Origin of the sequence: Photobacterium piscicola (genome assembly GCF_900166965.1) — a bacterium.
Taxonomy (GTDB): Bacteria; Pseudomonadota; Gammaproteobacteria; order Enterobacterales; family Vibrionaceae; genus Photobacterium; species Photobacterium piscicola.
The window spans coordinates 1,334,225-1,346,833 of record NZ_FUZI01000001.1; the positions used below are offsets into that span (position 1 = coordinate 1,334,225).

Here is a 12,609-nt window from a genome sequence, read left to right on the forward strand (position 1 = left end):
ATAAAGCTACCGTTATTTATTTAACGGTCGCTTTCAATATTTAGTGCTTATTAAATCAAATATCTTTATTAGGAATAAATACGATGGGCTTTTTCTTTCGTCGATTATCATTTTATTTTGTCGCGTTATTATTTGCAGCCACATTAAACTTTATATTGCCTCGCGCCATGCCTGGTGATCCCGTTACGATGATGTTTGCTAATGCTACTTCACACGTTAGCCCTGAACGTATTGAAGCCATGAAAAAACTGCTTGGCTTTGTTGATGGCCCTTTATATGAACAATACTTTTCTTATCTTGCCAATATATTTACCGGACAATGGGGAACCTCCATTAAGTTTTATCCATTATCGGTTAATGATCTGCTTGGTAGTGCCATTGGTTGGTCATTATTTCTAACCGGAACTGCGGTTGTTTTATCGTTTTGTATTGGCTCAGTAATGGGTATTTTTGCCGCTTGGCGTCGTGGCAGCTATTACGATACATTTATTTCGCCAAGTACGCTGGTGGTGCAATCTATCCCGTCAGTGGTTATTGCGATGCTGGTGATGTTCACCTTTGCCATTGGCTTAGAATGGTTCCCGATTGGCAATGCTTACACCTCTGGCACTACGCCTGATTGGTCAAGCTGGGCATTTTATAAAGATGTCATGTATCACGCTGCCCTGCCGTTGTTATGTGCCACTGTCAGCCAAATTGGTGGCTTTTTAATTAGCATGCGTAACAACATGATTAACTTGCTTAATGAAGACTTTATCACCATGGCAAAAGCCAAAGGATTAAGCGAACATCGCGTGATTTTTAACTATGCCGCTCGTAATGCCATGCTGCCAAGCGTGACCGCACTATCAATGGCCTTAGGTACTGCAATCAGTGGCCAGTTAATTGTGGAAATGATCTTTAACTACCCCGGTCTTGGGACGGTGTTATTAAACGCTATTCACGCCCGTGATTACCAAGTGCTTCAAGGGCAATTATTACTGATGACCTTATTTATGTTGTTCTTTAACTTTATGGCCGATCTATTAATTGTGCTGTTAGACCCACGTCTACGTAAGGGAGATCGATAACATGAAAGGTATTATTCAATTATTAATTCGTAACCCTAAGTCATTAACTGGACTCTGTATTTTAGTGGTATTTGTATTAGCGGCTCTGTTTGCGCCAATGATCACTAACCATGCACCAGATAGAGGAACAGGCAACCCTCATGAATACCCAGCTTTTGTAGTAAAAGCCGCGCAGAATAATCCTGATGGTTGGATAGCGAAAAACTTAGCCACCAATAAACGTACCTTATTAATGTCAAAAAAAGCTGATCATATTTTAGGGACTACCCGCATGGGGCGTGATGTGTGGTCGCAATTAATTTATGGCGCACGTACTTCACTGGCCGTTGGTTTAGGCGCAGGTATTTTAGTGTGTTTTCTGGCAACCTTAATCGGTGTTTCAGCTGGATATTTTGGCGGTAAAGTTGATGAAATTTTAACGGCTGCCATGAATATCATGTTGGTGATTCCACAATTACCGTTGCTATTTATTATTGCTGCGTTTATTGGTCAGGCTGGGCCATTTACGATAGCGATTGTGATCGCCATTACTTCATGGGCATGGGGTGCGCGAGTGGTGCGCTCTCAAACGCTATCTTTACGTGAAAAAGAATTTATTCGTGCCGCAGAAGTATTAGGTGAATCACCGTGGCGCATTATTGCCGTTGAAATTCTGCCTAACTTAATGTCGATTGTTGGTGCTAGTTTTATAGGCTGTGTATTGCTCGCGATCATGACTGAAGCCAGCTTATCGTTCCTTGGTCTTGGTGATCCAAATGCCATCAGTTGGGGTGTGATGCTATATAACGTCCAAACTTCATCGTCGATGCTGATTGGCGCATGGTGGGAAATACTTGCACCATGTATGGCGCTTATTTTTATTGCTATCGGTTTATCGTTATTAAACTTTGCCGTCGATGAAATTGCCAACCCTCAGTTACGTTCTCACAAAGGCATGCGTCGTTGGCAACAGCGCAGTGATGCAACCCTTATCGATACTCAAACCGAAATGCCTCACCCTATCGCTGATGGTGGAATCAAATAATGAAGAGTAACCTATTAACTTTAACTTTTAGTCGTGAGCATCAATGCGATCAATTAACGCGAACGCTTCATCTGACCTTGAGTAAACATTCAACATTAACCGTTAACCAAGATGTGAATGATTTTAATGCTGAGATCAGTAAGCGCGTTATTGATGTTGCCGATATTCAAGATGTTGGCTATTTAATCGCGACTACATTTATGCAAGCAACCACGCTTCAATTGTGCATAGATGCCGATATTGCCACTCGTTTTGAACGTCAGCAATGGCTGAAATGGCTCTCTTTTGGTTTAGCGTTATCAAATTATCATTATCGCCACAGTAACAGCCCATTGTTAACCCCAATACTGGCAGATTTCACCTTATTGAATGCTGATGCTAGTGATAACACAGCCTTTGAAAATGGTAAAATTCTTGCTCACAGCCAATTGATTGCACGCGAGTTAACCAATAAACCGGGCAATATTCTGTATCCACAATCCTTTGTCGAAGCTGTAGAAGCATTAGCGATTAACAATATTGAGTTATCTTATCTCAATGATGCAATGATGCTTGAACAAGGCTTTGGTGGCTTAATGAGTATCGCTCAAGGCAGTGATCGCGAAGCACGTTTATTGTGCCTCGACTATCATCCTCAAGATCCCAAATTTACCATAGCTTTAGTCGGTAAAGGCGTCACCTTTGATTCCGGTGGTATCAGCATTAAACAACCGCGGTATATGAGCACCATGAAAGTTGATATGGGCGGTGCAGCGGCGGTTGTTGGTGCACTTAATGCTATTGCACAACTGCAATTACCTATTCGAGTGATTGGCTTATGTGGCTTGGTTGAAAACATGCCGTCAGGTAAAGCCATTAAACCCGGTGATGTGGTAACGATGCTCAATAAAACCAATGTTGAAATCATCACCACCGATGCCGAAGGGCGAATGGTGCTAGCGGATGTATTGCACTATGCTCAGCAGCACTACCAACCTGATTATTTAGTCGATATTGCAACCTTAACAGGCGGTACTGGTATTGCACTTGGTAAAGCCTATGCCTCATTGATGGGTAATGATAATAATTTAATTACGCGTGCTCAAACAGCAGGTCAAGCATGCTCTGAACCGTTATGGCCAATGCCTACCGGAGGTATGTTCACCACCGCACTTGAAAGTGACTTTGCTGATCTGCGCCACGGTAGCGAAGAGCCTGACGGTAGCCCATGTGTTGCCGCTACCTTTTTAGAACACTTTATTCAACCTGATCAAAAATGGATCCATATTGATTCAGCCGCAATGTCACTGGGTATGAATCACCGTAAAATTTACCCGAAAGCCACAACGGGCTACGGCACTTTATTATTAACCGAGCTTTGCCAACAATTGATCTTGCAAGATCGGTTGCACCAATAACAAGGACGTTGAACATGATCTTATTAGCAAACTCAGAAGCCTACCCAGGCATTGAAGCATCAGCACGTCGCCTGCAAGCAGGTGAAGAAGGCTTACGGGCTTTAGTTGAAGGCATTAAGCTGGTGGAATTAGATCCACGGGTGCGTACCGTGGGCTATGGCGGCTGGCCTAACGTATTAGGCGAAATGGAATTAGATGCATCGGTAATGGACGGTGACAGTTTACGCACTGGCGCTGTTGGTGCATTAAAAGGTTACATCCATCCAATAGAAGTCGCCTATAAGGTGATGACCGATCTCAACCATGAAATTTTAGTTGGTGAAGGTGCGGCTATTTTTGCCAATGAAATTAATGCGGTTGCTGGTAACAATCTTATCGAAGATTCAAAGCAAGTGTGGTGGGAAAAGCTAGAGCAAGCCATGACACCTGAGCAACAAGCGGCATTTCCTAATGTGCCTCTTGCGCCATTATCAAATAATGCCACCGATCCTGAACGTGTACGTGACACTACCGTCTTTTTAAGCAGTGATATTAATAACAAAATTACCGCCGCCACATCAACATCAGGTTGGGCATGGAAATACCCCGGTCGGTTAGGTGATAGCCCAATTATTGGTGCTGGCTCTTATGCCGACAGTCGTTACGGGGCTTGTGCGTGTACCCATACAGGGGAAATGAGTATTCGTTGTGCAACTGCGCATGCGGTAGTGCTGTATATGAAAATGGGCATGAAACTTGATGATGCCGTCTATGAAGCTATTCAAGATCTTGATTATTTAAAAGATGGCTATACTGAAGGCGTCACTATTCATGCAATTGATTGCCATGGTAATCACAAAGTGGTGAGCTTAAATTGTCCGGGCAATATTACTTACTGGTTGTGGCAAACAGGCATGGATAAGCCAGAAGAGCGCCAAGCTGAAGTGATCATGACTAAGTAATTATTCTCATCGAAAAGAGAATACAGTGACACTAAGATCAACAACACCCTGCTAAGATCATACTTACAGGGTGTTGTTATATAGCAACGGTCATTTCATTATTTACATTTATTAAGTACAAATCCCCACAGCTTTTGCCATATCATATCGAGTTGATTATAAGGTACATAATCATAACGAAAGGCTTTGCTATCATCTTCTGCAATACTTTTTACATACTGCTTATTATCGGTAGTGACAATTTTCGTAAAACCACGCGTATAAGGCGACACTTCACGTTCAAGAAAACGTAAAGCTTGGCGAGGATCCGTCGTCACTTTTATAATATCAGGATGATGAGATAAGCCATGAGTGATCTTTAACTTAAACCTTGTCATTGTTGCCGTCCTTGAAACGATTGAGATACTCAACAACCGTGAAAATGGAAATATAAAAAAGAAATTCAAATAAAATATACTCGCTCTTGTTTCTTTTAAATATCAGCAATATGTTTCAATTTGTATGAAAGATAGGAAGTTGTAACAAAGGCTATCATTAAATAATAAACAACGAAGTATTATTAAAAATGAGGCAATCATAGCGGGTTTAATCTGGCAACTGACTAATCCTGAATTCAAATGGAAACACTTTTCCCTTAAGATCATTCTCCATATCTGTGCCAATAAAACAAACCCCGCCCCCAATAAAGGGCGCGGGGTTTGTTATTCTTAAAGGTAAGTTAACGCACTATTTCCAGAATAATAGGCCGAGCTTGGAATTTAGCATCTTTATATATATCCATAAACTCTTCTTCAAAGGTGTCGTTATATTGCTTGATGACTTCAATAATTGGCACAAGTTTCTCTTGAGGAATGATTAATTTACAGCCAGCCATAGAGTTATGCGAACATAAAGTATAATCTTCTTCTCTAAAATTTAGTAATTTAGCGTAGCCGTCAAACAAGCACTGATTCTTATATGGTACAGAATGAAAGTTTGTCATCGTAAATGACATCAATGCTGCGCCGCCAGCCCCCACAAATGCCATCGGTCCAATGAATATTGCCGCAAACACACAAATAGCGCAGCCAACCCATGCCGAGCGTCTTACTATGGTATAAGCAATCTCAGGAATTATCTGCTCACTTGTTGAGTACATCCCGTACTGATTTATCGCGTAATAGTGGCGCTTGTCTGCATGTATTAAAAATCGGCCCCAAGGAGCTCCACAGCTACCTAAAAAAATTAACATTCCTGCGGCGATTAAACCTGTATTACCTTGAAACCAAAAAAATGATACAACTGCTAAAATTATACAAATGCCAAAACTTGCGTATGCTATTTTTGTACGACCATGATCAGGATTAACTATTAACTCCCATTCATAGACAGGAGGAGTTGCATAGAGGCGTTCAAACTGTTGCTCTTTACCGAGTGTTTTCATTGGTTTCTCCTGTTGTTGGAAGTTTGATACCGGCTACGCCGTTAGGAGCAATAATTACGTCTTTGGTTTTTTCTAAATCAAACGTTCCCGTTTTGTTTAAACGCCCTGCGTAACTTTGGCAATTATGTGTCCATGCTCTGTCATAGTTTATGGCAATAACAACAGTATCACCTTCATCATGGGTCACAGGAACTGCAATATAAGAGACACCGTTTGCCGTTTTCTTCCGTTTAGCTTGAGAGACATCAATCATCACTTTCCGCGGTTTATTCATTTCTTCTTGAATGACGTGAGGAGGCGCATAACTCAAATTTATATTTTTAGACTTTTTCTGTACAACGATTTGTAAATCGTAATGTTGCTTCTCATCATCGAAGAGATAAGAGGGCAAATATATATCGACATTCTTTTTAGTCAATTCGATCTTAGGCTTCCAGATGATATTTTCTAGCTCCATTAACTCTTGTTCTGGTGTTTGTGTTTTTGGTGAGTTACCCCAAGTTGAACCTTGTAACCACTTTTGCATTTCATTTCGATGAAAATAATTATACAAACCCGAGAAGATTAGGTAGGCAATACCTGCATAGAATAAGGCACTGATCATCCAAGCAGCCACAATTTCGCTTAGTACAGCACCACGTACAAAGTTTACTAATTGATACCCAGAAACATAACCTTGAAGACCTAAAGCTAAGCCTTTACTAGTTAGGATTATTTGTTCAAAAAAATCATCCGATTTTTGAATTTGCTTTACGGTTAAATAGGCTTCAGAACTGGCTGCAAACAAACCAAAGATAGCGGTTACTTTCGCCGCAGCCACAAAGCGTTTTATCACCACTTGTTGTTCAATGTTACTAGCTGATCCAATTGCTTCTCGAACTGACTTCTCAATAAGTGTTTTTGGTATCACTTGCGCATCACGCCCCACTCCCGCAAATGCAGAGAGGGTCCACGATATCGTTGATGCCAATTCGATATACACATCGGCTTGCTCTTGGGTAGAACTCGCACTATTAAGTTTAGAGACCACTTGCTTAGACACAACCGATAAATTCCAAAGGTTGCAAATTGCTGCGAATCCACCAATAACAGTGCCTGCACCGTTAATACTTTCCATTGATTGGCCAATACGAGAACGAAGCCCTACAATTGACGCAGTCAGTTTCTCACGCACCGCAGTATTCATGGCCTCTGTTTCAAACGTGATCAATAGTGGCATTTCTTGTGCGATATGATTTGCGATTTGTTGTTTTGTCTTCGCCAGTGCATTACGCATTGCGGTTGTATTCTGGGAATGTAACTGACCAGATTGACGCTCTGCTTGTTGAAGAAAGGGGGTTAACGTCTTATTAAACTTCGCCAATTGCGTACTATAATCTGAAGAAATTTGAATTTTATTCTCTTTGCTCACTAAACTTCGAGCGACAATAAGCTGTAGTCCAGAAGCCAACCCATTTTTACCTGAAAAATGGTATGGAAACAGACTATCCATCAGTCCTTTCCAAGCTGAACTGCTTGCCTTTGAAAATGCGCTTTTTGCAGCAACGAGTGTTGCCTTTATCGCATCATCGGTGTCAGGAATACGTCCATCAACAAGCAATCCGTAGCTTTCACCAACACGAGAGGCCATATTGGTAATATCACTTGAACTTGAAAATGATACCGCATCATTCGATATTTGCGTATGGATCACAGATTGAAATTCAGGGCTGTAATAATAAGGCGCCAGTGCCAGTAGTGACTGTTTTTGGGCGGCTTTCCACTCCTTTGATACAGAGGTCATTAAAGAAAATAATTGTGAGAACAATTGATTGAGGAAGCTTTGTCCCTGTTCACTTTCAATATCAATACCGACGCGTAATGCATCTTCTCCCAATGATATTAACGCATTGTCGAGATCTTCAATTAACGGTGCTGCTTCACCTTCTAGTTTATCTAGGTCGTTATACTTATTGGTGAGGAACGTAGACATTAGCTCCCAGTTGATTTCACCAATATTTTTTTCTCTACTTTTGAAGTGTTCAATATCTTTATCTGTTGGAGTGTAACCATAAGTATTTTGGAGTGTATTTAGTGCAGCGCTACGTACCGTCTCAGAAGATAAGGCATTAACAGCATTAGCTTCACTCCCATATGGTGTTTGCTTCAGTGGGAATTGATAGCGTAAGTACTCATTTAAAGCAGCCTCAAACTTTAATGTCTCCAATGGACTGTCTTTTAGTTTACTTTTCAATGCCATTGGCGCAGTTTTTGGGTCATAAGGTACACGTGCAATAGAACGGGTAAACTCTGACATCAGCAGTTTGTGTTTATCTGTATCACTACCAAAGATATATTCTTTCTGTGCTTGAAATGTGCCTAATTTCAACGCAATGTCGGTAATATCAGCCAATGGATCTTCTAGCGCAATGAATAAACCATCATTAACATTAGCATTTGGAAGGGCTGCTTGATAAGTCGGGGCTGTAATCGCTGTTTTAGTTCGACTAAACTCACCCTCAGACGTAGACGTGTCTGCCTTTAATGGTGTCGAGGTGATTGAAAAACCATTAATGATATCTTGACTAACAGAGCCAATATCAGCCACTGAAGACTCAAGATTTTTCGCCATTCCAGCATGAGGCCCATTCATTCTCCGTTTAAATGCCGAGATGTTTAACGGCCGCATCCATTTATTACGGTATTTTTCCTCATTACTGAATAGCGTAACAATACGTGGCGTCCAAGCTTGATGCGCGTAGCTAAGCCAAAGCGTATCATCGGAGTCATAGGTTAAACATGATGAACAAGTGCCGCCGTCATGTTGAGCCGTAAAAATTTCACCTTCAATTTTATAGGTATGAAGTACTTTCAGTTTTTCACTAAACACATACAGCCAACCATCACGAAGCTGACGAAGCATATAGTGTTGATGAAGTTTAAAGGTCGGCTTCCAATGAGTTCCGTCAGGTAATGAATAAGAAGGTTTTTCTCCCATTGAACCATCAATAGCATACCGAACCGGAATAATACCGACTTCTGTAGCTTGTAGCGGACAGGCTCCCGCAGGTGAACTAGGGCTAGCTGACCCACCAATTTCTGCGGCATTATAAGCATCACTTGACATGAGAAACCTCCTTATGGGCGAGTTCATCAGCTTTTGCTACTCGCATTGACGGTGTTTGCGCTGATGGTGTTTCTAATAATTGCTTGATGTGAGGGTAGCGATCAGTCTTCAACACATTCTCTCCAAGTAATGCGAGAATATTAAAAAAATGAAGGACATCAGTATCTGTTTCAAACTGCATATCATGGGCATTTTGCACCCATTCCTTTATCCAAAGTAAAGGATAATTGTGTTGTTGAAGCGCCTCAGGAAAGTAAGTACTCAAATGTTGATGTACTTTTTCGACGGTATTACGACGAGTGATATCACCTAATTGTTTCCACTGTTGATCTGATAAGTGATAGGCCTTAGGTTTCTCTCTAATGTCTATTTTTTCGTCATGACAAAGAGAAATCCATCCCTCGCGGGTTGGCAACCAAGCTTTGGATATAGCAGCCCATATGTGACATTCTTGATCGTTTAAGATCACATTCATTGCCTCTGGTTGGCCAACTTTAAAAAAAACCTTAGAGCCATATGGCGAAAGAACCTCAAAGAAGTCCGATAGTATGATGGCAAGCTGGTCGATATTGGCATCACTACTAATGATATATCCCACATTTGCCTGATTATATTGAGTAAACCAAGACATTGCGGTTGGTGTTAGCTTAATGATGAATGGTGATACTTCTCTTAATGGTAAAAAGCGTAACGGGCAAATAGCTTGAGGTTGCAAATCTTGTTGCAGTAATAACAACTCAAGTTTTTCAATTTGGCTACCATCAAGAATAAGAAAACACGCTTCATGACTAAGGATGTCAAAGTCGGGGATCGGCTTAGGGAGTTGAAGGCTAAAACTCATTGTGCATTCTCCATACACACTTCACAAACGGGTACTTTTCCCTTCATGGCCTCAAGTTGCTGCGGCCAATTTATGAGTGTTATTGCAGCTAATGCCACGGCAGCTTCAACCGCGCCGGGTAATAACGGTGAAACACCCGCATAGCCTGAACCACTGCCCGCACTCCCTCCTGAGTTTAAATTCACTGCCGCCCCGACCAATGACACACCCGACGCGTCTATTTTGATAAAGCTACCGCCTGCTTTTAATGTAATTTCAGCACCAGCTTCAATCACAACTTTATTACCGGCTTTAATATGAATCTCATTCCCCGCATCGACTAATATCGCTTTACCCTGCTTAAGATGTAATGTGCCGTCGATCATCAATGTTTGATCACCTTTAACATGGTGGCGACTTTCACCATCAACCGTTAAATGATCATTTACTTTGATATGACTAAAGCGTTCATTTTCTACATCAAGGTGTAAATCATGTTTAATGTTGTCGGTACGGTCATTTTCAACTAAGACATTGACATCTTTTTGCGCTCGAACGTAGATTTCTTCTTTGCCAGCTTGGTCTTCAAAACGCAGTTCGTTATAGCCATCACCTTGGTGGGTTTCAGTGCGTAAAACAGTGCGGGTCTTATGAGCAGGTAATTCATAAGGAGGCTGATTGGTGGCGTGATAAGTACGGCCAGTGATGATCGGTTGATCAGGATCTCCTTCTAAAAAACTGACAATCACTTCATGGCCTACACGAGGCAGGGCAACCATACCATATTGGCTACCCGCCCAACCTTGTGAAACTCGCACCCAACAGCTGGCGTTATCATCGCTGTTACTGTAACGATCCCAAGGAAATTGAAGTTTGACTCGCCCAAATTCATCACAATAAATTTCTTCACCCTCAGGCCCAACAACCATCGCGATTTGTGGGCCATCAACGGTGGGTTTGGCATTAAACGGCGGACGCCAAGGGCGATGAGCTGCAATGACAACAAACTCATTATTATAGGTTGTTGCTCCTTCGCCGCCGGCTTCTTCTAATGCTTGGGGTTGAGTACCAACATGGGTGACGGCAATGATCAACCAGTCACGGTTACAACTGTCATCATCATGCTCTTGCAGCGTAAACTTTACGCCGGGAAGAATAGTCGGCACATTACTTTTGGCATTCGCGGTTTGGGCATCGCGTCGAAGTGATTCAATTCGAAACTGCACAAAGGGCTTACCACTGGCATCATCTTTATAACGACCTGGGTAATCATAGTGCTCATACGTGGCTTGTTGATAATCCGCTTCTTTGGCTACTGAAGTTTGCAAAAAACTATAAGCTGGTTTTTTAAAGCTGTAGTCTTTTAGCTGAGCGGATGATGAGCAAATTTGAGTGTTACGCGCAAAAGTTCGAATAAAAGGCACGTTACTGCTACCACCACTGCGGCTGTTGTAAATCAGAGGCTCAACGAGACTGACAGCGTGTTGAGTATCGTCACTAAAGATAAGAGTATTTTTCTTATTGTCGTGATTGAAGTAATAAAAAATCCCTTCTTCCGCGGCAATTCTATCGATAAAGGCTAAATCACTTTCACGGTATTGTACGCAATATTCACGCTGTACTAATTGGCGGCTGATTGCAAAACTATAATCATTAATCCCCATTTCTTGCAGCAAGATAGAGATAATTTCAGGCACCGTTTGTGTTTGGAAAATACGGCTATTTTGACGCAAGGCTAACCGCGCCAAAGGTGGCACAAATTCAACTTGATAGATTGTATGGCTGTGGCCGGTATCGCCTTGAGAGAATTGGCGCACAATACCATGCCATTGTTGCTGTAATTCACCGTGCTGCCAAACCGTCAATTTTGCATTGTGATCAATGGTTTCAAGCGGCGTTAAACTTGAGTTTCGGCTGGCTAAATCGATCGTAAAAGAAAAAGGCAAAGACAACGTATCGTTACCTTTAAATTCAGTCACAGCAAATGTTGACGCGTCAAGCCCTTCAACGGTAAAGGTAAATTGTAATCCTGTTTGTTGTGCCATGATATTGCCTCAATTAAGCCTGTGCTAAAGCGATCAAAAAATGCCTTAGCAAAGACATAAACGCTAAAAGCCCGCACTGGATAACAGTGCGGGCAATAGTTATGTGATACTTACGCTTCTAACGGTGCGCGCCAGTCATCAGCACCCGATGTGCCAGAGACAGTGTGATCCCAATTAATTTTGCGGTAAGCCATTGAGATTTCAATAAGTTGAGTGAAATCAGCTTTGGTTGAATCTTGGCAATGTGGCATTTGATTGTCGATATTTACAATCGTTGCATCGGTTAACGTTGTTGTGAAGTAATGCTCTTGCTTACCTTCAACAGAAGTGCGGTACCACTTAAGTTCAACCGTTGGCAGCATTTCACCTGATGCCAATGCGTTGTACATCAACGGCACAGATTTGTTTAACGCCACAGTAAATTTAAAAGGTTTATGAACACGTTGACCAGCAGGTTGACCTGATTGTGGGTCAGTTGGCACGGTTACGGTATGCTTAAATTCTTGCACCAGCATTTGGTCTTCATGGCCTTCAACGTAAATGTTACCAACAGAATTAGCAGTGAATGCATCTGCGGTGATGTTGCCCTGAGTACGACCTTGGATAGAGATATAACATGGAGTTGGCATTGTAATGTCCTTAAAAATATTGGAATTTCATTACTTTTAAAGCAACTTCCATACCACATTAAAAAATAACAATAACATATTGAATTGTAAGCAAATAAAAATAAAAATAATGATTCAACTAATACTCTGAGCAAGTTATTGCCCAGGATCGAGC

General features: G+C 41.6%; 10 protein-coding genes. 4 read left to right on the forward strand and 6 right to left on the reverse strand.

What is annotated here, in order from left to right:
- The first annotated feature begins 83 nt into the window (after positions 1–83).
- Genes CZ809_RS06020 through CZ809_RS06035 form a run of 4 tightly spaced genes read left to right on the forward strand, consistent with a single transcriptional unit; the run spans position 84 to position 4,432 of the window.
- Positions 84–1,070 carry an ABC transporter permease gene (locus tag CZ809_RS06020; protein WP_080156466.1) on the forward strand — a complete coding sequence of 329 codons (987 nt, stop codon included), beginning with the start codon at positions 84–86 and terminating at the stop codon, positions 1,068–1,070.
- Position 1,071: 1 nt separating this feature from the next.
- A complete protein-coding gene (locus CZ809_RS06025) occupies positions 1,072–2,094 on the forward strand; it encodes an ABC transporter permease (RefSeq protein WP_080156467.1) in 1,023 nt (340 codons plus the stop codon).
- Positions 2,094–3,491, forward strand: a complete 1,398-nt coding sequence (locus CZ809_RS06030; protein WP_080156468.1) for a M17 family metallopeptidase — start codon at positions 2,094–2,096, stop codon at positions 3,489–3,491. Before CZ809_RS06025 ends, CZ809_RS06030 begins: the two co-directional genes overlap by 1 nt.
- 14 nt (positions 3,492–3,505) lie before the next feature.
- On the forward strand, positions 3,506–4,432 hold the full coding sequence (locus CZ809_RS06035) for a glycosylasparaginase (RefSeq protein ID WP_080156469.1): 927 nt from the start codon (positions 3,506–3,508) through the stop codon (positions 4,430–4,432).
- A 98-nt stretch (positions 4,433–4,530) separates the two neighbouring features.
- Here the strand turns inward: CZ809_RS06035 and CZ809_RS06040 are convergent, their stop codons facing one another.
- The 6 genes from CZ809_RS06040 to CZ809_RS06065 form a co-directional block, all read right to left on the reverse strand.
- Positions 4,531–4,809: a hypothetical protein gene (locus CZ809_RS06040; protein ID WP_045038514.1), complete on the reverse strand. Its 279-nt coding sequence runs from the start codon at positions 4,807–4,809 to the stop codon at positions 4,531–4,533.
- A 341-nt stretch (positions 4,810–5,150) separates the two neighbouring features.
- On the reverse strand, positions 5,151–5,855 hold the full coding sequence (locus tag CZ809_RS06045) for an immunity protein TsiV2 protein (RefSeq protein WP_080156470.1): 705 nt from the start codon (positions 5,853–5,855) through the stop codon (positions 5,151–5,153).
- The gene (locus tag CZ809_RS06050; protein ID WP_080156471.1) at positions 5,839–8,961 is read right to left on the reverse strand and encodes a toxin VasX; all 3,123 of its coding nucleotides are present in this window, start codon (positions 8,959–8,961) and stop codon (positions 5,839–5,841) included. The genes CZ809_RS06045 and CZ809_RS06050 overlap by 17 nt, the downstream gene beginning before the upstream one ends.
- A complete protein-coding gene (locus CZ809_RS06055; RefSeq protein WP_080156472.1) occupies positions 8,951–9,802 on the reverse strand; it encodes a DUF4123 domain-containing protein in 852 nt (283 codons plus the stop codon). The genes CZ809_RS06050 and CZ809_RS06055 overlap by 11 nt, the downstream gene beginning before the upstream one ends.
- Entirely contained in the window at positions 9,799–11,826 is a 2,028-nt protein-coding gene (locus tag CZ809_RS06060; RefSeq protein WP_080156473.1) for a type VI secretion system Vgr family protein, read from the reverse strand. Before CZ809_RS06060 ends, CZ809_RS06055 begins: the two co-directional genes overlap by 4 nt.
- A 110-nt stretch (positions 11,827–11,936) precedes the next feature.
- Positions 11,937–12,455, reverse strand: a complete 519-nt coding sequence (locus CZ809_RS06065) for an Hcp family type VI secretion system effector (RefSeq protein WP_080156474.1) — start codon at positions 12,453–12,455, stop codon at positions 11,937–11,939.
- Positions 12,456–12,609 lie beyond the last annotated feature (154 nt).

Coding starts and splice junctions, on each gene's coding strand:
- CZ809_RS06025 (WP_080156467.1), top strand. CDS start 1,072: ATGAAAGGTATTATTCAATTATTAATTCGTAACCCTAAGTCATTAACT.
- CZ809_RS06040 (WP_045038514.1), bottom strand. CDS start 4,809: ATGACAAGGTTTAAGTTAAAGATCACTCATGGCTTATCTCATCATCCT.
- CZ809_RS06050 (WP_080156471.1), bottom strand. CDS start 8,961: ATGTCAAGTGATGCTTATAATGCCGCAGAAATTGGTGGGTCAGCTAGC.
- CZ809_RS06020 (WP_080156466.1), top strand. CDS start 84: ATGGGCTTTTTCTTTCGTCGATTATCATTTTATTTTGTCGCGTTATTA.
- CZ809_RS06055 (WP_080156472.1), bottom strand. CDS start 9,802: ATGAGTTTTAGCCTTCAACTCCCTAAGCCGATCCCCGACTTTGACATC.
- CZ809_RS06060 (WP_080156473.1), bottom strand. CDS start 11,826: ATGGCACAACAAACAGGATTACAATTTACCTTTACCGTTGAAGGGCTT.
- CZ809_RS06030 (WP_080156468.1), top strand. CDS start 2,094: ATGAAGAGTAACCTATTAACTTTAACTTTTAGTCGTGAGCATCAATGC.
- CZ809_RS06035 (WP_080156469.1), top strand. CDS start 3,506: ATGATCTTATTAGCAAACTCAGAAGCCTACCCAGGCATTGAAGCATCA.
- CZ809_RS06065 (WP_080156474.1), bottom strand. CDS start 12,455: ATGCCAACTCCATGTTATATCTCTATCCAAGGTCGTACTCAGGGCAAC.
- CZ809_RS06045 (WP_080156470.1), bottom strand. CDS start 5,855: ATGAAAACACTCGGTAAAGAGCAACAGTTTGAACGCCTCTATGCAACT.